Here is a 19,980-nt window from a genome sequence, read left to right as displayed (position 1 = left end):
TGAGTTCCGCGGCGCCGCGTTGCGCATTTTCCTGACACGAAGGTATTGGGATTTCTGTATGCCGGCATCAACTCACTCCGATGATGATTACGCGTCCAGTCCGGTTCCTGAAGATGCAAGGACCGGTTGGCAGGGCATATTCTTCGCTACGTTAGGTATTGCGACCGCGCTTTTCTTTGCTCAGATTGCGTCGATCATTACCGTGAGGTTTGGCGTAGCAGCCGCGCTGATCGGACTGGCCTACGGATACTGCGTTTCGACATTCGTCGGTGTGCTGCTCGTTCGTCGATCCATTCAGACAGGGTTTGGCATCAATATCTGGGCCAGAACCGTGCTCGGATATCGTGGAGCGGGATTATTCAGCCTGACCTACGGAGTGGCCTGCCTCACTTACTTCGTCGCAGAAGCCAACATCATGGGGGCTTCGCTGCAGGCTCTCTTTCCGCAAGCTCCTCATGCGTTGATATACATCTGCCTTGTCTTCGTCATGTTGCCGCTCGTGTGGTCAGGCATGAAGGTTCTTGCAAGATTCCAGACGATGAGTCTGGTGCTGTTCGTTGTGTTTGTTGTGTGGGCGATAAGAAACGCGCTTGATGTTCCCATGGCTGGCGCTCCGCTCCCGGAGATTCGGCTTGCGGCAGCCCCCTTCACCAGCCTGCTTGAAGTATTGGGCATCGTTAACGGTCTCGCCTTCATCATTGGTCTTGTGACGGCCGACTATGCAAGATTTGTGCGCAAACGAGAACTCCGAGCAGGGACGGTGTTTGTTGGCGCGTTGTTTCCAGCTTTCTGTTATGGGATCACCGGGATCTTGGGGATCTGGTTCGCTGTCCAGATGCGGGAAAGCAATCCTGGCGTCTATTTCGTTTCGTTGCTGGGTGCGGGGGGGATCATTTTCGCGTGTACGACGCAGCTCAGAATCAATCTCGGGAACATCTACTCAGGCACCGTTGCTTTCGTCAACGCACTCGAGCATCTATTTGGCGTTTCCGTCAGCAGAAGAGTCGTCATCGTTGCTTTCTGCGCGGTTGCGGCCGCTGTGCTGATTTCAGATGGTACGCACTTGCTCGCGAGTGCCCTGAACTATATCGGTATGTCCATGGCTTGCTTCGTCACGTTGCTTCTCGTCGATCAGTTCTGGGTTGGACGATCCCGAGATGTGCCCGATGTCATGCCTCAAGTGATCAAGAACTGGCGATGGACGGGATTGAGCTCATGCCTGATCGCAACCCTATGTGGAGTGTGCATCGGTAACGCATCGCTCTTCCCATCGTTGTACCAGTGGGCGACACCGGTGTCGGTGCTTGTCCAGGTGATCCTCTTTGTTGGTATCGAATCGTACTGCAATCGACGAAGGGAACTGTCGTCACATGCTGCCTCGAGTTAGAGGGGGCACGTGAGAAACGGACCTGTTCTCTGGAGCGCTAGGCTACCTGACGCCAGCAAAGGTCACTTTCGAGGAAGGTTTGAGAATGCGGAAGCGCTTTACGAACGAGCAAATCATCGGCTTCTTGAGAGAGGCCGAAGCTGGCGAGGCGGTCCAGTATCTGTGCAGGACGTACGGTTTCAGCGATACCTCCTTCTACTCCTGGCGGGCGAAGTTTGGTGGCAACGACGGCGTTGAATCGCAAAGGTTGAAGTACCTTGAGGGCGAGAATGATCGACTAACGAAGCTATTGGCGGAGGCCTTGGCCAAGCAAGGGGCATCGGGTATCGCTAGAGACGATGTATAGATCGTCCACGTCGCCTGGGTCGTCGTCGTTCCGATGTCGTTGTGATTGGCGTCGAGCGATCCGGCGTGGACTTGAAAAGATCATGATGCTTCACGCTTTGTCGATTGTAACCACCTCTGCGCTTCAATGTCGGGTTGGCGCGCAGACCTCAGTAGTGGACTCAACAGGGAACCGAGTCATGCGAAAGATATTCCTGCGATCGCTGCATAGCCGTCCTCCGATTGACTCAGCAGAGGTCTCTGCTTGTCAGACGGATTCCGATGCTGGAATCCGTAACATTGAGTCAGACCGAAGCAGCTTCGTTACGTACTACAGCCTCGGACAAGTGGTTGCGCACCTGCGTTTCGACGCGCGGAATGGAGAGCAGAGTCCGGCCGAGCGTAGCCGAAAGTAAAAAAAACGGTCCAACTTCAGATCACGGCATGGAAGCGGCCACCGCGAGAGTACGCGGTGGAAACGCCACTGAACGTGCCAATTCGGCCCCGATCTCTCGTCTGTACCTTTGGCGAAGCTGTCGAAACCATGGCGTGTCAAGCTGATGGTATTGCGAAAGCTTGCAGGCTCAGCGGGCCGCGTGCGTTCGTATGGTGCCTGGAGCGGGCGCAAGTCGTTTCGACGGCCTGGTTGAGGGCGGCGTCGGTTCGCCCCGCCTGCAACTGAACTGTAATGGACCGCACGCATCAGACTTCGCTTCCACGAGGCCGGACTGCAACGGTCAATCCGCGGTTATCGAGTGCAGAAATGACGCGACTTGTGACCGCGTATTCAATCCGAGCTTTGCCAGAACCCTTCCCACGTGCGTTTTGACCGTCACCAGCTCGATCTGGCATTCGTGGCAAATTTCCTTGTTGGAAAGTCCACTCGCAATCAAGTTGGCGATCGCTAGCTCGCGGGCTGTCAATAGATGGTGCTCGGTGAGTTTCCGATTGCGTCGATGGGTTTTTATTGAATCCAATCCGAGAAGGTTGTACTGGATATAGCTATGCATTTCCTGGAGTACGGATTCATTGTCGAGCGTTTTGTCGTGTCTGCCTTTTAGAACATTGAGAAAAGCGATGGCTCGGTTGTCTTGCCCAAAGACAAAGGCGGCCTCGTCCACGAACCCGTACCGCGCCATAAACTGTGCGTATGGGATGTGGCAATCTCTAAATCTATTGTCTGCGATCTTTCTTAGAGTAACGACCGAAGATCTGTTTGATAAAAGGAAGTCGGGGGAGATCGGATCGAACTCTCTGAAGTCTCGGTAATAGTCGCGAATCATCACGTCGCCGAGGCCGTGTTCCGTGCACGGTGGGATCTTCTGGGTAGCGTCAAACCAGGTAAAGATTGCGGCAGACGATTCCAGAAGGGTTTGGGAAAACGCAATGGTCCGCTTGGCGAAGTCCTTGCAATCGTCGTTCAGATGATATCGCATGGTTTATCCAAGTGGAATAGACAAAGGATCCTTTTCCGAACCTGTCTGACGGAGGCTGGAACGCTGGCGGCCTACGCGAAAAGGCTGCTAGCGCGATGTTCAACGATTGGATGCAAGAACCGAGCCAAGGCGACGGTGGCGACGAATCCGGCCAAGTGCCAGGGTGCCGTAGAGGTAGACGCACGATCTGGAAGCGCGTCATTGCACGTTGGTCGTGCATGGCGCACCACGCGCGATCGGCGCTCCATCTTGAAGCGACGCATAGATACTTTCGGAGGATGTTGGCCAGAAATTCGCTGAATATAGTTCGGCTACCAAGTCAACGGGTTCTGCGGTACGCGCATCACAGTGCGATACCGAGAGAACCGCGCACAGAAAAGAGGTGGCTCGAATGAAGACAAGCGGTTACTGGGCGATTGCTGAGAAGGGAAATAAACTTACCGGGAATATGGGCGCCTTTGGTCTTGCGCTGAGTGTTCTGGCTTTTTCGGCCCCTCTCACGACCGTATCGGGATATGTGCCGGTCGCGTTGATGTATGGCGGTGCAGCCAGCCCTACCATCTTCATCGCGACGATGGTTCTGCTGATGCTGTTCTCGCTGGGATATCTGACACTCAACCATGCTGCGAAGCGACCAGGCGACTTCTACGCATTCATCACGCATGGATTGGGCAAGAGTGCCGGGCTTGGAGCCGGAATGCTCGCCACGATTACGTACTTCATCATCCTTGCCGGTGTTCCGGCGTATTTTGGCGTTGCGTCCGCTGATCTGCAGCGGACGCTCACGGGATGGGCATTCCCCTGGTACTACTTTACGCTCGCATGCTGGCTTGCCATCGCGATTTTCGGATATCTGCACATCGAAGTATCCGCGAAGTTCCTGACTTGGGTAATGGTCGCCGAAGTCATCGTTTGCATCGCGTTCTGCACTGGAGTTATTGGCAGCAATCCCCTGAGCGACTTGCCGCCGAACGCCATTTTTTCCCCATCCGGATTGTTCAACGCGAACAGCCCGTTTGCCATGCTGTTTGCCGTCTCTTTCTTTATGGGGTTCGAGGCGACAGCATTGTTCCGTGATGAGGTGCGCGACCCGGATAGAACCATTCCGCGAGCAACTTATGGTGCGGTTATCTTCATCGGTCTGTTGTATACGTTCTGCGCATATGCACTGATTCGCGTGTATGGACACGACGTGATCTCCGTCGCAACGCAATCGCCCGCCACCATGTTTCAGAATGCCTTCGACAAGTTCGTCAGTGCGCGGATGCGCACGCCGGTCGCGATCCTGGTTTTGACCTCGGCGTTTGCGTCCAGCTTGTCCATTCATAACGTGCTGACGCGTTATCTTCACAACCTCGGCATCGACGGCGCATTTCCGCAGTACCTGAGTGCGATCCATCCGAAGCATTTGTCACCGCACCGCTCGTCCGTTACGGTTTCGACGCTGACGCTGCTTGTTCTTCTGCCGTTCATCGTGACCGGGGCCCAACCGGAATTGCTTTACGGTCGACTGTCTGGCGTCGGTACCGCAGGAGGACTGATCCTTATGACCGTCGTGAATGTTTCATGTCTCGTCTGGTATTTCCGCGAGGGGCGGTTCATCGGTGCAGGCGTTTTCAAAGCGTGTGTTGCGCCCGGCATCTCCGCAGTCCTGTTTGTTGCGCTCGTCGTCCTCGTTGGCAAGCACTTCGAGCTTCTCGTTGGCGGCGAACCGGGCCAAAGCACGTGGATGCTCTATAGCCTGTGCGCAGTGCAGATTTTCGGGATGGCATTGGCCGTTTATTTCAGGAAGGCCAAGCCGGAAGTGTTCCGGCGGTTGGGGCGCAATCCTGACGTCGAGCCGCGAGATGGCGGCACGGACGACGAGGCCGTTCTCGCCGTCACCCAATGACATATCCATGCTTCGGATGTGAATCTCGATAGCTTCGGCTTCAGTCGCGAAGCAACTCGGCATCCGATTCATCTCCGTTTCAAGAGACCAGTCCAGGTACGTTCATGCGCATCATTAATCCATCCATTGCTGTCGTGGGAAGCGGACCGTCCGGGTGCTACCTGGCTCAGTCGTTGATAAAGGTTTGGCCGGATTCCGCAGTGTCGGTGTTTGAATCGGAGCCGGTACCATTCGGTCTGTTGCGTTACGGCATCGCGGCCGATCATCAGGGTTCGAAATCCGTGGCGATGCAGTTCGATCGGTTGTTTAGACGCGATGGGGTCAATTTTTTCGGGAATGTAACTATCGGAAAAGACCTGTCGTTTGAGCGATTGACAGAGAGTTTCGACATTGTGGCGCTCGCGACTGGTTTGGCAACGGATTCGGTTCTTCCGGTTCCACAACACCCGAAAGCAAACGTCGTTGGGGCGGGCGAAATACTGCGGGCGCTGAACGGCTATCCCGAGCCTCGGTTGCCCCATGACAGAGGGCGATTTTGCTCCTTGGGTGAATCGTTGGCGATCGTCGGGCACGGGAACGTCGCCATAGACGTTGCCCGGTTGCTGGCCAAACGCATCGAGCAATTCGATAACTCCGATATCGACGACGAGCGGCTATCGATGCTTCGCTCGAATCGTCTCGAGCGGATTCACCTCGTCGGAAGATCCAGCGCAGGCGACGCGAAATTTGACCTTGCCATGCTGCGTGAACTCTGTGATCTGGGGCATGTAAAGGTATCTGCATCGGGTCTTTCGAACGACGATCAGAGCGAAAAGGCACAAGTGCTGCGGAATGCCGCGAGACGCATCGTATCTGCCAAACCGCTGGTGGAAATTGTTTTCCACTTCGAATGTACGCCGGTGCAGGTCGACGCACTGCTGACGAAAAGTGTTTTGCGCGGACACTCGAAAGCGGAAGGTATCGTGAGCTTTCACGTTGACACGATCGTTACTGCCATTGGTTTTACGAACGAGGTCGGCGATATCGGCGCTCGATGCGGGCCGTGGCGTGCGTTGAATGTATTCGAGGTCGGTTGGGCGAAGAACGGCGGAAAGGGCGGGGTTGCCGCGAATCGCAGAGACGCACAAGCCGTGGCCGCGCAGATCGTTGCGATGGTGCAAGACGGAGCGCTGCCGATCGGCCGACCTGGACTGGCCGCGCTCGGAGACCAGTTTCCAACCGATTTCGTGAATTACGCCGGCTGGCTGGAGGTGGACCGGTATGAACGGGATGCGGCGGGGCCGAACAGGCTCCGCAAGAAAATTGCAGATCGCAGGCGCCTGCTGGAAGTTGCAAGGCAGGTCGTGAGCGTGGGGTAATCGTCTAAATATGAGCAAAAGAAATGAATGCATCAATTCTGATTCTGTTTGGCACGGAGAGCGGTAACGCAGAGATGGTTGCCGACGATATTGCGATGTGCTTCGCGGAGAAGGATATGCCGAGCGTCGTCAAATCGATGGCGGATCAAGCAGTGGACGAACTGGAGGCTGTCAGTTTCGCGATCGTTGTTACTTCTACGTACGGCGAGGGCGATATGCCGGAGACGACCGAGCCGTTCTATCGCGCGCTCGTCGCGAAGCGTCCCGATCTGGCTTCGATGAGATTTGCCGCGTTTGGGCTCGGGGATTCCAGCTACGAGAATTACAACCGTGCAATCGATCTATTGACTGAGATGCTCGCTTCGTGCGGCGCCACGCAAATTGGCGAAACGGGACGACACAATGCATCGAAGGGCATGCCTGCAAACCAGGTGGCGGTGGCATGGTCCCAAGGCATCCTTTCGATTTTGGGCAAATAAGGTGGTTTCGATGAAAAATCAAACGGACGATTTCATGAGCGATCCTTACCTTCCGTGGGCGGACCTCGCATTTCGCGACAACCCGTATCCGTGGTATGAGCGATTGCAACGCGAGGCACCGGTGTATCGGATTAGCGAACGTGAGTTCGTCGTCTCGAAGTATTCCGACTATGTGGAGTTTGCCAAGCATCCGGCGATGAGCATGGAGGAGCCGAACTGGGTGAAACCCCATCCGTGGCACGTGTTCAAGGAAAGTGTGCTGTTCTACGATCCGCCACGGCAGACGCTATTGCGGCGGCACTTCAACAAGTGGTTCACGCCGAAGATGGTCGCGGAGTGGGCGAAGCATACAAAGGCGCTTGTGAGCGACGCGCTGGACAATATCGCGCAAGATGGCATTGTCGAGGCCCATCACACTATTTGTGTCGTACCCACGCACGTCACGATGTGCCGCATCTTCGACATACCGGAAGACGACATCGAAGGTGTGATAGAGAACGGATTGCGTATTGTCATGGCTCAGTCTCCGGCTTCAACGAAGGCGCAGCTGGACGATGCGGTAGAGGGCTTCAAGTATCTGTTCGACCGGTGCAACGCGTTTGTTGCCGAGAAGCGCCGAAATCCTGGAAACGGTCTTGCGGACGCGCTAATCGAGGCACAAGCGCGAGGCGAACTATCCGAGGCTGAAGTCGTCCAGGCCATGGTCAATTTTTTCTTCTCCGGTGCACCTAATCCGGCTTACGTGCTCGCGTCGACGTTGGAGCATTTCACGCGCGAGCCTGAACTCTTCGACCTCTACAAAGCCGATCGCGAAAGCCGCCAGGCGATGATCAACGAATTCTTGCGTCTGTATCCGCCAGAGATGTCCTTCACTCGGTACAACAAAGCCGCAGTTACGATCAGAGGCACGGTGATCCCGGAAAATAGCGTCATTCGCTTCATGACTGCGGCGGTCAATCGGGATCCTGATGTGTTCGAGGATCCGAACACATTCGACCATACTCGTTCGATGCGTGAAAGCCAGATGCTGTCGTTCGGCATCGGAACACACAGCTGTGCGGGGCAATTGATCAGCCGCGTCGAGATCGAGGTGATCTTGTCAGCCATAGCGGAACGCTATTCACGCGTGGAGCTCGCCGGCTCTCCCGCGGTTCAGCACGACGATCGAATTCGCAACTATTTGACTTTGCCGTTGCGCTTTTCCTGAAGCGACCGAGGACGGGAAACGGGGGATGCTCGCTGATCGGGGGTATTCCGGATTAGCGCTCAAGGAGCGTCTCGCGAGCAACAACTGCTCGGGGCGCTCCCTTCATTCCGCTATCGGCGACTCGCCCGGTGTCGTCATGCGCACGCTGTCGACCGTATCGTCCGTTGCTTCCATCATTCCACATCCGCGCTCCGATAGCATGCCTTCCAAAAGCCGCTCGTCCGGGAAGTTTCCCGGCGATGTCCCAACCTCACGACATCAATGGTTCGCCGTATTTGCCGTCGCGGTCAGCGCATTTGCGTTCGTCACTTGCGAATTTCTACCGGTCGGCCTTCTGGCGCACATCGCTCTGGATCTGCATGTCACGTCCGGGACGGCAGGCTTGATGATGACTTTGCCCGGCGTGATGGCTGCCTTGGCCGCGCCGACCTCGGTGGTTGTTGCTGGAAAATGGGATCGCAGGTACATACTTTTGATATTAACCGGATTGCTGACGTGCTCAAGCTTCGTCAGTGCGTACTCGACGAACTTCACGACGATGCTTGCCGGCAGGGCACTGTTGGGGATCGCATTGGGAGGGTTCTGGACGCTCGCGACCGCGGCGGCGGGGCGCATGGTGCAAGCCCGGTATACGGCGCGTGCGATCGCATGCATCCTGGGCGGGGTTGCATCGGCTACTGTCATTGGTGTGCCGCTCGGGACACTGATCGCTACGCTGGCGTCCTGGCGGGAATCGTTCGTTGCGACCGGTGTCCTCGCAACGGTAGCGCTTTTTGCGCAGGTCGCCTTCGTGCCGAAGCTGACGGCTGAAACCACCGTGGGCGTTCAGGACTTCATTTCGCTGCTGCGCCGGCCGCACGTGCGTCTGAGCCTGATGATGGTGGCGTTCGTATTCGGCGCGCATTTTTCCACCTATACGTACCTGGAACCTCGTCTCGGAGAGGACTTTTCGGTATCGGAGATTTCAAGCCTGCTGATGGTGTTTGGTATTGTCGGCTTCATGTCGAACGTGACGCTTTCGGCGGTGATGGATGGCCACGTGAAAGTCGCCACCGCGATCGCGACGGCTCTGCTGTTCTTCGCATTGTTGCTGATGGTGGTACTGGATCACGCGCGAATCGGCGAGGCGGCAGCATTGTCGCTCTGGGGCGTTGCGTTCGGTGCAATCCCGTTGTGCTTCAGCATCTGGACTCAGCACGATGCCGCTGACTGCCCCGAAGTCGGTTCGGCGCTCTTCATTTGCGTTGTTCAAGTCGCCATCGCGATTGGGTCCGCCGTGGGAGGGCTGATCGTCGATCATATGGGCATACGAGCAGATTTCTCTATCGGATGTATTTCCTCCGTGCTCGGGTTGGTGATCCTATGCACACTGAAAGCCCCATCGTGCGGGCAGCTGGCGTTTTTGCCTGCTACGGGTGGAACCATAGTCGGCCAACATCCTGACTCGTCACATCGAGATAGCCCCTTAGTCTCTGAATGACCGCCATCCAATCCAGCGATTCGCCTAACCTTTTCACGCTTCAGATCGCGGTCTGGAGTTGATGGGATCGTGCGACACGGTGTCCCCACTGCAACCGGGCAGGACGTACTTGTCGCGATCGCGGAATACGAACTCGCCGCCATCGTGACCGTTATGAAAGTCATTGAGTCACGAACACGTGCAGCGTTGAAAGACCATCACGGTTCGAAGCGAAGCCTCGCTTCTCGGCCTGCGCCCCCCGGATGCTGATCGCCAGCCCTTTGCAACGTCATTGACGTGCCACGTAGCGACCGCCGCAGCGCGTGGAGTTGCTGCAGCTTCGACGTCGGCATGCGTCTTCATGCTGCAGCGCACTCACGCGTAAACACGGAGTTTTGCGTCTTGCAAAGCTGTGTATAGTGTGCGCAAAGAATATAAATATGCACAAAAAAGCATCTTAGGCATTTCTTGTGCGCATTGGCGACTTCGTAAACGATATGGAGGAGACGACGGTGAAAAGGTGGGTCATTACGTCAATTGCCTGCGCGACAGCGGGTCTGGGCCCGGTATCGTGTGCCTATGGGCAAAGCAGCGTGACGCTCTGGGGCTTGCTCGATGCAGGTGTGTCATACATCAGCAATACGTCGGGCCACCCTGCATGGCGGCTCGACGACGGCATCGCGTTGCCCAACCTGCTGGGATTTCGCGGGACCGAGGATCTCGGTGGCGGCACCCGCGCGGTGTTCCAGCTGGTGACGCAGTTCACGCTGCAGGGCAATCTCGTCGCTCAGAAGAGCAACGGGAGCGGTACCGGAACCGGGCTTTTCGCGCGCAATGCATGGGTCGGCCTCGACAACACGCGCTTCGGCAGGCTCACGCTCGGACGCCAGTACGACTTCATGGTCGACACGCTGTTCGCCGATGTCGGGGCCGATATGGCGATGTATGGCGGCGGATTCTACGGCTTCCGGGATGGTCCGTTTGCGAAGCTCGGCATTCCCGATTCTCCGCCGAACGAGGCGTTCGACTTCGACCGCATGAACGGCGACACGCCTCTTGGCAACGCGGTCAAGTACACGAGTCCGTTGCTGGGAGGATTCCGGTTCGGCGGAATGTACGCATTCGGCGGCGTGGCCGGGGATTTCCGCCAAAACAGCGCGGAAAGCTTTGGTGCCAGCTACAGTGCTGGCGCGTTTGCATTCGGCGCGGCCTATACCGACGTGCGTTATGCGTCATTGCTCGGCGACAGCATCAGGAACTACGGGCTCGGCGCGAAATATCGCGGCGACAAGCTGCTGCTGACGGCGCTGTTCACTGACACGCGCAATACGCACAACGGCGCGGTTGTCAACGCGGCGGAGGTCGGCGCACTGTATCAGTTCACGCCGGCGTTCTCGACGAGCCTCGCCTACACCTACATGTGGGGGAACGAGGTTGTTGACCGTAATCACGCCCATCAATGGGGGGCCGTTGCGAAGTACCATCTGTCGAAGCGGACGGCCGTCTATCTGCAATCGGTGTATCAGCTGACGAACGGGGGCGCGAATGCATCGATCAACGGGACGTTCGGCCCGTCGAGCAGTCGCTCGCAGTTCATCGGCCGGATCGGCATGCAAACGATGTTCTGATTGATCCGTGCGACGGCGGCGGGAGTCGTCGTCGCAATGGGGTGCATTCGCAGACGCAGTATCGGGGCACTGCGCGCGACTTACTGCACCGATGCCAATTGCCGTTCCAGTGCGGCGGCAACACGCGTCAACGTCCCTTCGATATGCTTGCGCAGCAATTTCGCTGCCTTGTCCTTTTCCCGTCCGATCGCCGCTTTCATCAGCGCCTCGTGTTCCGCGCCCTTGTGGCGTTCCTCCGTCCGATGGAGTGCCGAGTAGCGCCGATAGCGTTCGGCGCGGTCGAACAGCGATCCGACCATGTTCAGCAGCAGCGGGCTCGGCGTCGCGGACAGCAACGCCATATGGTAGGCGCGATGGCGCTCCGACCAGTCGTCGTCGAGGGCCACCGGGCCGGTACCCATTCGCTTTTCGGCGAGGCTCAGCCGATGGAACGCCGTCAGCACGGCAACTTCCCAGTCGTCGTCGCCATACTCGATGGAATCCATCAGCGCTTCGTGTTCAAGCAGGATGCGCAGGCGCGTGATGTCCTTGAAGTCGTCGATACTGATCGGTGCGACCCAGAAGCCGCGATTCTCGGTCGCCTGCACGATTCCGTCCTGCGCGAGGCGGTTCAGTGCTTCGCGAATCGGCGAACTGCTGAGACCGTAGGTCTTCGACAGACTCTCGACTTTCAGGCGCGTGCCTGGCTCCAGTTCACACCGGATGATCGAGGTTTTCATCCGCGCGAAAGCAACATCGATGAGCGGGGCACCGTTGGAGGCAGGTGTCGAATCCATGGCGTGGCATTCCGGATTTTCAATGCGGTAATTTTATGCGCAAAGATAGCTTCTATGCAAGATTGAGTCAGAAGGCTCGTTGGACAAAAAAAAGCGCTCGGGCAAAGCACCGAGCGCTGAAGGCTGTTACATGATGCGCGTTCCGGATCAAAGGCTCGTCGCCGGCGCGTCATGTGCTTGCGAGCCCTTTGCCGCCAGCGCGCCGGCGAGTTCGTCGAGCAGCGCAAGCGCTTCCCGTGATTCACGACAACCACCGTACACATAGTGGTCGGGGCGGGCGAGGACCGCACGGCAATCGTGCTGGGCCATCCAGCCGGTCAACACGCCATTGACGTCCTGATACGTATCCGGCGAAGCGTCGGGCGCGAGCGCGTCGGGCCCGATCGCGACGAACTGGATCGCCAGATGCTGCAGGCGATCGCATGCCTGCCGAAGTTGCGCGACGATCAAGGCATCGGTACGTGCGTCCACTGCGAGCCGGAAGGTCGCGCCGGTCACGTCGTCGAGCAGGCGCTCGTCGCCGGCTGACGTCCGCACGCGTGGCTGCGGAAACAGCAGCCCGCGTGGCCCGTCGCTCGAAGCGGACAGAAAGCCATCGCTCAACCCCGGAATCAACGATTGCCGGACCGTTCCACCAGGATTGGCGGCCATCTCCGCATGCAAGCGCTCGTCGCGCGCGCTGGCCGCGACGGGATCGCGTTCACAGATCAGCTTGCCCAGTTCCTTTGTCACGAGTGTCGTGCGCTTGACGTGCGGCAACCGTTCAGCCTGATAACTGTCGAGCAGTGCCGTGCCGGCCTTACCGCGCGAAACCATCGCGAGCTTCCAGACGAGATTGGATGCATCCCGGATGCCTTGACACATTCCCTGCGCGAGAAACGGCGGCGTCATATGCGCCGCGTCACCGAGGAAGAATATCCGGTCCGCTCGCCAGCGGCGCAGCACCAGTGCGTGAAACCGGTAGGCGGACGCACGCCAGATCTCGTACTCGTCGTCGGCGAGCCAGCGCGAAATCAGTTTCTTCACGAACTCGGGACGGCAGGCCTCGGCGGGTGTCTCGTCCGGATTGATCATGAACTCCCAGCGGCGGCAGTGGCCGGGTCCGACGACGAACGTCGACGGGCGCGCGATCTCGCAATACTGCACGTTGGTTGCCGGCAGGCTCTCGCCGGCACCGTCTTTGAGCATCACGTCGACGACGAGCCATGGCTCGTCGAAGTCGAGATCCTCCATGTCCAGGCCGAGCCGCGTACGGATCGGGCTCGTTCCTCCATCGCAGGCCAGCACATGGCCTGCGGTGAACGTGCGTTGCTCGCCCGACGCCAGCGAGATCGTCACGGATGCGGCATCGTCGTGTGATTCGACCGCGGTCGCTTCCGCACCGAGCTCGACCCTGACCGACGGGTAGCCGGCAAGATTGTCGCGCAGGATCCCTTCGATTTGCGGCTGCATGAACACGTAATTCGGCGCCCAGCCGAGCTGGTACGGCGGGGCTGCCGCGTCGATGCGGCGGATCACCCGCGTGTCGGTCGTCCGGTATTCGGACGGGCGGTACGGCATCACGTATTGCGCGATTCTGTCTGCGATCCCGAGGTTGGCTAGGATCCGCATGATTTCCTGGTCGAATCCCATTGCCCGCGGCTTGTCGTAGACAGTCAACGACTTGTCGACGACCAGCGCGCGCAGGCCGGCCTGACCGGCCAGGTTGGCGGCGACTGCACCGACCGGGCCGAGACCGACGATGATCAAATCGAAGTCCACATCTCCTCCATGTTCATATTCGTTCCACCAGAGCCGACCACGTTTGCCCGGCGGTGCGGGCGGGTCCACCGGACCGTCGCCCGACTAATCTCAGTATGCCTTCGTGTAGGCGGTCTTGACGGTCGTGAAGAATTCGGCGGCGTATCGGCCTTGCTCGCGCGGGCCGTAGCTCGACGACTTCGTGCCACCGAACGGCACGTGATAGTCGACGCCCGCGGTGGGCACGTTGACCATCACCATCCCGCTGCGCATGTGTTGCCTGAAATGCGCCGCATATTTCAGGGACGTCGTACAGATGCCGGCTGACAACCCGAACTCGCTGTCGTTCGCGATCTCCAGCGCCTCGTCGTAGTCCTTCGCCGGAATAGCGCACGCGATCGGGCCGAAGATCTCCTCGCGCGCGATGCGCATCTTCGGCGCCGCGTCGGAGAACAGCGCCGGCGTCAGAAAATGGCCTCGTGTGCTGCGGGAGACGGTCGTACCGCCGCAGATCAGCGTCGCCCCTTCATTCCTGCCGATTTCCACGTACGCTTCATCCAGTCGCAGTTGCTCGCTGTCGACAACGGGCCCGATTTGCGTGTCGACATCGAGCGCATGCCCGACGCGGAGCTGCTCGAGCGCTTCCGCGACACGGGCGATGAAGCGCGGATAGATGCCTTTCTGCACGATGAAACGGGATGACGCGGTGCAGCGCTGCCCGGTCGAGTAATAGGCGCCCTGTATCGCACAGTCGACGGCGACGTCGAGGTCCGCGTCGTCGAGGACGACGAGCGGATTCTTGCCGCCCATCTCGAGCTGCATCCGCTTGAACTGGCGCGCGCCCTGCAGCAGCAGGTTCCGTCCGGTATCGACGGATCCGGTGAACGAGATCGCGTGGATTTTCGGCGAGGCGACCATCGCGTTGCCGACGACACTTCCGCGCCCCATCACGAGATTGAATGTGCCGGGCGGAATGCCGCTGCGGTGGATGATGTCCGCGAGCGCCCACGCGGATCCCGGGACGAGGTCCGCCGGCTTGAAGACGACGCTGTTGCCGTGCGCCAGTGCCGGCGCGATCTTCCAGGCCGGAATGGCCATCGGGAAGTTCCACGGCGTGATGATGCCGACGACACCGACCGGCTCGCGCGTGATACTGACGTCGACGATCGGCCTGACCGACGACAGGTATTCGCCGCCCGAGCGCACCGCTTCGGCGGCGTGGAACTTGAATATCTGCCCGGCACGCGCGACTTCGGCAATGCCCTCGGCAAGCGTCTTGCCTTCTTCACGCGACAGCAGCGTACCGAGTTCCGTCTGTCGCGAGAGCAATTCGCTGCCGATCGCGTCGAGTGCATTCGCTCTGGCCTGGATGCCGCTGTCCCGCCAGCCGCGTTGAGCGTCGCTAGCGGCGTCGATTGCCTCGTGTGCCTGCTCGACATCCGCGTGCGCATAGTCGCCGATCGCGTCGTCGAGATCGGACGGATTGATGTTGCGGCGTGAAGTGGCGCCGGTGCGCCACGACCCGCCAATCAGATTGCACTTCATGACCAGTGATCTCCCCCATTTTTGCAGGGTGGCGTCCGCCTGCCGTCGAACGCGGCGGACGCTGCGGATTGGTATGTCTATTCGTCGAACGCGGTGCGCTGGGCGGCGATGCGTTCGCGCATTGCCGCGATCCATGCGTCGCGCGTCAGGAAGCCCGGGCGGCGCACGCACATCGCTTCCGTCCGTCTCAGGACTTCAGCGCTCGGGAGATCGAGATCGAGCGGCTCGCGACAAGGCTGCGCGGTGAAGAACGGGCTGTCGACGTAGAGTTCGATCGGATTGCCTTCAGGATCCTTGAAATAGATCGACCACGCGTTGCCGTGATCGACTTGCTCGATACTGGCGACGCCCGCGCGTTTCGCGCGTTGGTAATACGTCCGCAGATCGTCCAGCGAATCGAGCAGGAAGGAAAGCTGGTTGACCGGGTTGAAGGGGAGGTTGGTGGGCTTTCCATCGAACAACACGAGCTGGTGATGGATTTCCGGATCCTGCGTCATGAAGTACAGATTGTGTCCGGTCGACGCGACACCCTTGTCGCTGATCACGAACCCGAGTGCCTTGCGGTAATAGTCGACCATCCGGTCGAGGTCGCTGCAGAAGATTCCGCAGTGGGTGAACTGAATTTTCGGCAGTGCTGCCATGATCGTCTCCTGATTGTTCGAGTATCGCTCACGCTTCGTCGGCCACCGGGTTCGACAGCGTGCCGACCCCCGGAATCACCACGTCGAAAGTGTCGCCAGGCTTCAGGAACACCGGCGGCTGGCGCTTGAAGCCGATCCCGCTCGGGGTGCCGGTCGCGAGGATGTCGCCCGGCTGCCAGTCGAGCGCCTGCGATACGTATGCGATCAGGGCCGGAATGTCGAAGGCGAGTTCGGACAGCTTGCCGATCTGCATCTGTTCGCCATTCAACAGACCGTGTACCGAGAGTTCACGGTAGTCCGGAATTTCGTCGGTCGTGACGAGCCACGGGCCGAGCGCGCCGGTACCGCGGAAATTCTTGCCCATCCCGTATTGGTGCGTATGGAACTGCCAATCACGGACGCTGGCGTCGTTGAAGCACGTATAGCCGGCAACATGGCTCATCGCGTCTTCCGGTGCGATATGCGAACCGCCGCGGCCGATGACGACCGCGAGTTCGGCCTCGAAATCGAAACTGTCCGAAATGGTCGGACGAATCAGCGGTGCACCGTGCGGCAACAGGGTTTCCGCGTAACGATGGAAGATGACAGGGTACTTGCCGACCGTGCGCCCGGCTTCCGCTGCGTGCGCGACATAGTTGATGCCGACGCAGATGATCTTGTTCGGGCGTGGAATGACCGGCTCGAGTTCGACATCGGTCAACGGGAAATCCGCGGCCGCGGCCGCGGCGACGAGCCGGCGTGCTTCGTCCAGTGCCGCGTCATCCGCGAGCAGTGAAGCGAGATCGGCCAGCGCCGGCATGCGCGACGCGAGATCGACGATCCCTTGTTCCTTGATTGCACCGAAAGCGGCCTTGCCGGCCCGGCGATACGACACGAGTTTCATTGCTCCTCCGTTTGGGCATAAAACATGTTTTTATGCATATTACATCGGAATGGATATAATGCAAGCACGGGAGCACAAACTGGCTCCCGGCGATCCGAACAATTTTCGTGGAGCAGAAAGATGCCGCTGGTCAATGTCAGAAAGATCAAGCTCGACCTGGAGGAGGTCTGGCACGAAGGGGGAGAGCGCGTGAGCGAGCCGCTGCGGGTTGCGGTCGCGACTGCCGTCGTCGCGAATCCGTATGCGGGGCGGTACGAGCCTGACCTGTTGCCGTTCATGCAAGCGCTGCGCGAACTCGGGCATGACCTGTCGTCACGCGTCGTGGCGCTGCTCGGCGGCGTGGAGAACGTCGAGGCATACGGAAAGGGCGCGATCGTCGGCGAGGATGGCGAACTCGAGCATGGCGCCGTATGGCACGAAGCCGGCGGCTGGGCGATGCGGGAATCGCTGGGCCAGCCGAAGGCAATGGTGCCATCGGCCAAGACGATCGGCGGCGTTGGTACGCGCCTGATGGTACCGCTGGGCCATATTCAGGCGTCTTATGTCCGCAGTCACTATGGCACGTGCGAGGTGACCGTCTGGGATGGCCCGCGCCGCAACGAGATCGCGTTCGCACTCGCGATGGCGACGGGCGGGCGCGTGCATGCGCGACTGGGCGGCCTCGCGGCGTCGGACGTCAAGGGTCTCGACGGCCTGCGATGAAGTTTAGGCGGAATTGGTATTTTTGTGCATAAAAATTGATATCATGCATTTAGCCTGGCTTGAGTCGCAGACAGATGACCGGGCCGGTGAATGTGTGTTGTGAATACACGAAGAGTGACAGACAGGAGACAGACATGACGAAGATGATGCGAGTAGCACGGATGCACGATGTCGGCGCACCGATGGTGGTGGAGGATATTCCGGTGCCGTCGCCGCGGCCGACCGACGTGCTGGTGAGAGTCAAGGCATGTGGCATCGTGCCCAACCTCGGCAACGTGCTGAGCAACTGGCAGAAATGGTTTCCCCACCTGCCGCTTCCCCGGCTGCCGGCGATTTTCGGTCTCGACGCGACGGGTGTGATCGAGGAAGTCGGCAGTCAGGTCCACGCATTCAACGTGGGGGACCGCGTCTACGTGAATCCGGCGCGCTATTGCGGCGGTTGCCGCGCGTGCCGCTCGGGTGATACCACGGCCTGTCCGTACTACACATTCAATGGCTATTTCGGGTTCAGCCAGCGATCGCAGGCCATCTTCGACGACTATCCGTACGGCGGGCTGTGCGAGTTCATGACCGCGCCGCAATACAGCCTGGTCAAGATACCCGACAACCTGAGCCATGAGACCGCAGCGCGCTTCGGCTATCTTGGCACCGCCTATCGTGCGCTGAAGAAGGCGGAAGTCGGGCCGAGCAGCACGATCCTGATCAACGGCATCAGCGGGACGCTCGGTATCGGGGTTGCACTGTTCGGGCTCGCACTTGGCGCGCGGAAGATTCTCGGTACCGCACGCAACAAAGAGTTGCTTCAGCGCGTGAAGGCGATTGCGCCGGATCGCATCGAGATTCTGGCGCTCGATGACGAGCCGGTCGACGCATGGGCGGCGCGCATCACGCGCGGGGAAGGTGTCGATGCGGTGATTGATGCGCTCGGACCGGGCGCGCCGCATACGACGCTGCAAGAATCGCTTAAGACGCTGCGCCGTGGCGGCCATCTCGTCAATATCGGCGCGGTTGCCGGCGACGTGCCGGTCAATCTTCACTACATGATGGACAATGACCAGCGCCTGAGCGGCTCCGCCTGGTTCACGGCCGGGCAAGGACAGGAAATGGCGGACATGGTCGAATCCGGCGTCGTCGATCTGTCGGTCTTCGAACACTGCACGTTCAAGCTGGAGGACATCAATGTCGCGCTGGGCGGGATTGAGAACCGCAACGGCGGCTTCAGCAACTACGTGATCTGTCCGTAACGCACATCGGCGACACTTCTGCACCACAACGGCGCCGGGGTGTCGTCGGCCGAAAGCGTTTCCTTTCAGCGAGGCAACTCATGCACATTCGACGCGTGGTGACCGGCCGCAATCCGCACGGCCGGTCCGTCGTGGTTTCCGATGGCCCGACACCCCGAACTGTTCTGTTCGACTCCATTCCCGGGCATGCATTCGCGCAGGTGTGGACGACTGCGGCTTCTCCGTCGCTGGCGACGGCGGCCGATCCGACGATCGGAAAAGACACCCTGATTCCGCCGGCCGGCGCGACCAGTCTCCTGGTCGTAACCTTTCCGCCGGATCAGGTCATGGCGGCTCCACAGTTCGATCCCGCAGCGGCGGCAAACGAATGTGTCGCGCGCATGCCGGATCTCGCAGCGACGTTCGAGCCTGACCATCCAGGCATGCATGCGACCGAAACGGTCGACTATGCGATCGTGCTGTCGGGCGAGATCTGGCTGGAACTCGACGACGGGCAGGCGACGCGGCTCGGGCCGATGGATGTCGTCGTGCAGAACGGCACGCGCCACGCATGGCGCAACAAGGGGAACAGCCCGGCGACCGTGGCGTTTTTCATGGTCGGTGCGACGCGCACATGATGCGCACGCATGGTCTTTCGATGGTCGATCTGGAGGAAAAAGGAATGAGCGAGCCGCTCGATACCCGCGCGCGCCAGCAGCTATTTACCGACGCACGCAGCCAGAACGCGTGGTTGGACCGAGTGGTGCCCGATGCGGTGCTGCGTGACCTGTACGAACTGACCCGATGGGGCCCGACGAGCATGAACTGCTCGCCGATGCGCGTCGTGTTCGTGCGGTCGCTGCCGGCGCGCGAAAAGTTGTTGTCGGCTGTTTTTACGGGGAACGCCGAGAAAGTGCGTACCGCGCCGGTCGTTGCGATCATTGCGCAGGATGTGGCGTTCTATACGCAGCTCGACAAGCTGTTTCCGCATCGGCCGGGTGCAGGGAAGATGTTCATCGAGCAACCGGAACTGGCACGAGATACATGCTTTCGCAACAGCTCGCTGCAGGGTGGCTATTTCATCATGGCGGCGCGCACGCTTGGTCTCGACTGCGGGCCGCTTTCTGGATTCGACGCGGCCAGAGTCGATCAGTTGTTCTTCGAAGGCACGGCATTGCGCGTGAACTTTCTTTGCTGCCTCGGGTATGGCGATTCGGGCGGACTGTTTCCCCGCAGCCCGCGGCTCGATTTCGACGAGGCATGCGAGATTCTGTAGGTCATCCGCGCGGCGATCGGTTATC

Annotated in this window: 17 protein-coding genes and 1 pseudogene; 12 read left to right on the top strand and 6 right to left on the bottom strand. The window is 59.4% G+C overall.

All coding sequences use genetic code 11. The features are described 5' to 3' along the window. Positions 1 to 58 precede the first annotated feature (58 nt). Positions 59 to 1,387 (top strand): hypothetical protein, encoded by a 1,329-nt coding sequence (locus tag DIE15_RS07655; protein ID WP_124832834.1) that lies wholly within the window; start codon positions 59 to 61, stop codon positions 1,385 to 1,387. A gap of 85 nt (positions 1,388 to 1,472) precedes the next feature. Continuing rightward, positions 1,473 to 1,691 (top strand): annotated as a pseudogene (locus DIE15_RS07650) (transposase); the annotation flags it as partial. Positions 1,692 to 2,448: 757 nt separating this feature from the next. Here the strand turns inward: DIE15_RS07650 and DIE15_RS07645 are convergent. Next, positions 2,449 to 3,147 carry a response regulator transcription factor gene (locus DIE15_RS07645; protein ID WP_124832832.1) on the bottom strand — a complete coding sequence of 233 codons (699 nt, stop codon included), beginning with the start codon at positions 3,145 to 3,147 and terminating at the stop codon, positions 2,449 to 2,451. Positions 3,148 to 3,538: 391 nt separating this feature from the next. Between DIE15_RS07645 and DIE15_RS07640 the strand changes: the two genes are divergently transcribed. The 6 genes from DIE15_RS07640 (at position 3,539) to DIE15_RS07615 (ending at position 11,169) form a co-directional block, all read left to right on the top strand. Continuing rightward, complete coding sequence (locus DIE15_RS07640) at positions 3,539 to 5,038, top strand: APC family permease (protein ID WP_124832831.1); 1,500 nt, start codon at positions 3,539 to 3,541, stop codon at positions 5,036 to 5,038. A gap of 104 nt (positions 5,039 to 5,142) precedes the next feature. Next, entirely contained in the window at positions 5,143 to 6,396 is a 1,254-nt protein-coding gene (locus DIE15_RS07635) for an oxidoreductase (RefSeq protein ID WP_124832830.1), read from the top strand. A 23-nt stretch (positions 6,397 to 6,419) separates the two neighbouring features. Further along, positions 6,420 to 6,875 (top strand): flavodoxin domain-containing protein, encoded by a 456-nt coding sequence (locus tag DIE15_RS07630; protein ID WP_048985697.1) that lies wholly within the window; start codon positions 6,420 to 6,422, stop codon positions 6,873 to 6,875. 10 nt (positions 6,876 to 6,885) lie between these two features. After that, positions 6,886 to 8,082 (top strand): cytochrome P450, encoded by a 1,197-nt coding sequence (locus tag DIE15_RS07625; protein ID WP_185734383.1) that lies wholly within the window; start codon positions 6,886 to 6,888, stop codon positions 8,080 to 8,082. A 25-nt stretch (positions 8,083 to 8,107) separates the two neighbouring features. After that, positions 8,108 to 9,562, top strand: a complete 1,455-nt coding sequence (locus DIE15_RS07620; protein WP_260428198.1) for an MFS transporter — start codon at positions 8,108 to 8,110, stop codon at positions 9,560 to 9,562. A 449-nt stretch (positions 9,563 to 10,011) separates the two neighbouring features. Further along, the gene (locus tag DIE15_RS07615; protein WP_260428197.1) at positions 10,012 to 11,169 is read left to right on the top strand and encodes a porin; all 1,158 of its coding nucleotides are present in this window, start codon (positions 10,012 to 10,014) and stop codon (positions 11,167 to 11,169) included. Between the two features lie 80 nt (positions 11,170 to 11,249). On the opposite strand, the gene DIE15_RS07610 is transcribed toward DIE15_RS07615, so the two are convergent. The 5 genes from DIE15_RS07610 to DIE15_RS07590 all read right to left on the bottom strand — a co-directional run bounded on the left by DIE15_RS07610 (position 11,250) and on the right by DIE15_RS07590 (position 16,754). Beyond that, positions 11,250 to 11,888, bottom strand: coding sequence for a GntR family transcriptional regulator (locus DIE15_RS07610; RefSeq protein ID WP_260428196.1), 639 nt, complete (start codon positions 11,886 to 11,888; stop codon positions 11,250 to 11,252). Positions 11,889 to 12,092: 204 nt separating this feature from the next. Then, complete coding sequence (locus tag DIE15_RS07605; protein ID WP_124832827.1) at positions 12,093 to 13,706, bottom strand: bifunctional 3-(3-hydroxy-phenyl)propionate/3-hydroxycinnamic acid hydroxylase; 1,614 nt, start codon at positions 13,704 to 13,706, stop codon at positions 12,093 to 12,095. Between the two features lie 90 nt (positions 13,707 to 13,796). Further along, positions 13,797 to 15,230: an aldehyde dehydrogenase family protein gene (locus tag DIE15_RS07600; RefSeq protein WP_124551266.1), complete on the bottom strand. Its 1,434-nt coding sequence runs from the start codon at positions 15,228 to 15,230 to the stop codon at positions 13,797 to 13,799. A gap of 77 nt (positions 15,231 to 15,307) precedes the next feature. Further along, on the bottom strand, positions 15,308 to 15,871 hold the full coding sequence (locus DIE15_RS07595; protein ID WP_124832826.1) for a VOC family protein: 564 nt from the start codon (positions 15,869 to 15,871) through the stop codon (positions 15,308 to 15,310). A gap of 28 nt (positions 15,872 to 15,899) precedes the next feature. Continuing rightward, a complete protein-coding gene (locus DIE15_RS07590) occupies positions 15,900 to 16,754 on the bottom strand; it encodes a fumarylacetoacetate hydrolase family protein (RefSeq protein WP_124832825.1) in 855 nt (284 codons plus the stop codon). A 120-nt stretch (positions 16,755 to 16,874) separates the two neighbouring features. Between DIE15_RS07590 and DIE15_RS07585 the strand changes: the two genes are divergently transcribed. The 4 genes from DIE15_RS07585 to DIE15_RS07570 all read left to right on the top strand — a co-directional run bounded on the left by DIE15_RS07585 (position 16,875) and on the right by DIE15_RS07570 (position 19,955). Next, positions 16,875 to 17,456, top strand: a complete 582-nt coding sequence (locus tag DIE15_RS07585) for an amino acid synthesis family protein (RefSeq protein ID WP_124832824.1) — start codon at positions 16,875 to 16,877, stop codon at positions 17,454 to 17,456. A gap of 134 nt (positions 17,457 to 17,590) precedes the next feature. Then, positions 17,591 to 18,700 carry an alcohol dehydrogenase catalytic domain-containing protein gene (locus DIE15_RS07580; RefSeq protein ID WP_124832823.1) on the top strand — a complete coding sequence of 370 codons (1,110 nt, stop codon included), beginning with the start codon at positions 17,591 to 17,593 and terminating at the stop codon, positions 18,698 to 18,700. A gap of 95 nt (positions 18,701 to 18,795) precedes the next feature. Next, complete coding sequence (locus DIE15_RS07575; protein WP_260428195.1) at positions 18,796 to 19,317, top strand: cupin domain-containing protein; 522 nt, start codon at positions 18,796 to 18,798, stop codon at positions 19,315 to 19,317. Between the two features lie 44 nt (positions 19,318 to 19,361). Further along, the gene (locus tag DIE15_RS07570; protein ID WP_124832821.1) at positions 19,362 to 19,955 is read left to right on the top strand and encodes a malonic semialdehyde reductase; all 594 of its coding nucleotides are present in this window, start codon (positions 19,362 to 19,364) and stop codon (positions 19,953 to 19,955) included. Positions 19,956 to 19,980: the final 25 nt, after the last annotated feature.

This window comes from Burkholderia sp. Bp9031 (assembly GCF_003857965.1).
Lineage (GTDB): Bacteria > Pseudomonadota > Gammaproteobacteria > Burkholderiales > Burkholderiaceae > Burkholderia > Burkholderia ambifaria_A.
Note: the sequence above shows the minus strand (reverse complement) of the source record. Positions and strands in the feature narration are given on the sequence as shown.

Coding starts and splice junctions, on each gene's coding strand:
- DIE15_RS07655 (WP_124832834.1), top strand. CDS start 59: ATGCCGGCATCAACTCACTCCGATGATGATTACGCGTCCAGTCCGGTT.
- DIE15_RS07645 (WP_124832832.1), bottom strand. CDS start 3,147: ATGCGATATCATCTGAACGACGATTGCAAGGACTTCGCCAAGCGGACC.
- DIE15_RS07640 (WP_124832831.1), top strand. CDS start 3,539: ATGAAGACAAGCGGTTACTGGGCGATTGCTGAGAAGGGAAATAAACTT.
- DIE15_RS07635 (WP_124832830.1), top strand. CDS start 5,143: ATGCGCATCATTAATCCATCCATTGCTGTCGTGGGAAGCGGACCGTCC.
- DIE15_RS07630 (WP_048985697.1), top strand. CDS start 6,420: ATGAATGCATCAATTCTGATTCTGTTTGGCACGGAGAGCGGTAACGCA.
- DIE15_RS07625 (WP_185734383.1), top strand. CDS start 6,886: ATGAAAAATCAAACGGACGATTTCATGAGCGATCCTTACCTTCCGTGG.
- DIE15_RS07620 (WP_260428198.1), top strand. CDS start 8,108: ATGCTCGCTGATCGGGGGTATTCCGGATTAGCGCTCAAGGAGCGTCTC.
- DIE15_RS07610 (WP_260428196.1), bottom strand. CDS start 11,888: ATGAAAACCTCGATCATCCGGTGTGAACTGGAGCCAGGCACGCGCCTG.
- DIE15_RS07600 (WP_124551266.1), bottom strand. CDS start 15,230: ATGAAGTGCAATCTGATTGGCGGGTCGTGGCGCACCGGCGCCACTTCA.
- DIE15_RS07595 (WP_124832826.1), bottom strand. CDS start 15,871: ATGGCAGCACTGCCGAAAATTCAGTTCACCCACTGCGGAATCTTCTGC.
- DIE15_RS07590 (WP_124832825.1), bottom strand. CDS start 16,754: ATGAAACTCGTGTCGTATCGCCGGGCCGGCAAGGCCGCTTTCGGTGCA.
- DIE15_RS07585 (WP_124832824.1), top strand. CDS start 16,875: ATGCCGCTGGTCAATGTCAGAAAGATCAAGCTCGACCTGGAGGAGGTC.
- DIE15_RS07580 (WP_124832823.1), top strand. CDS start 17,591: ATGACGAAGATGATGCGAGTAGCACGGATGCACGATGTCGGCGCACCG.
- DIE15_RS07570 (WP_124832821.1), top strand. CDS start 19,362: ATGAGCGAGCCGCTCGATACCCGCGCGCGCCAGCAGCTATTTACCGAC.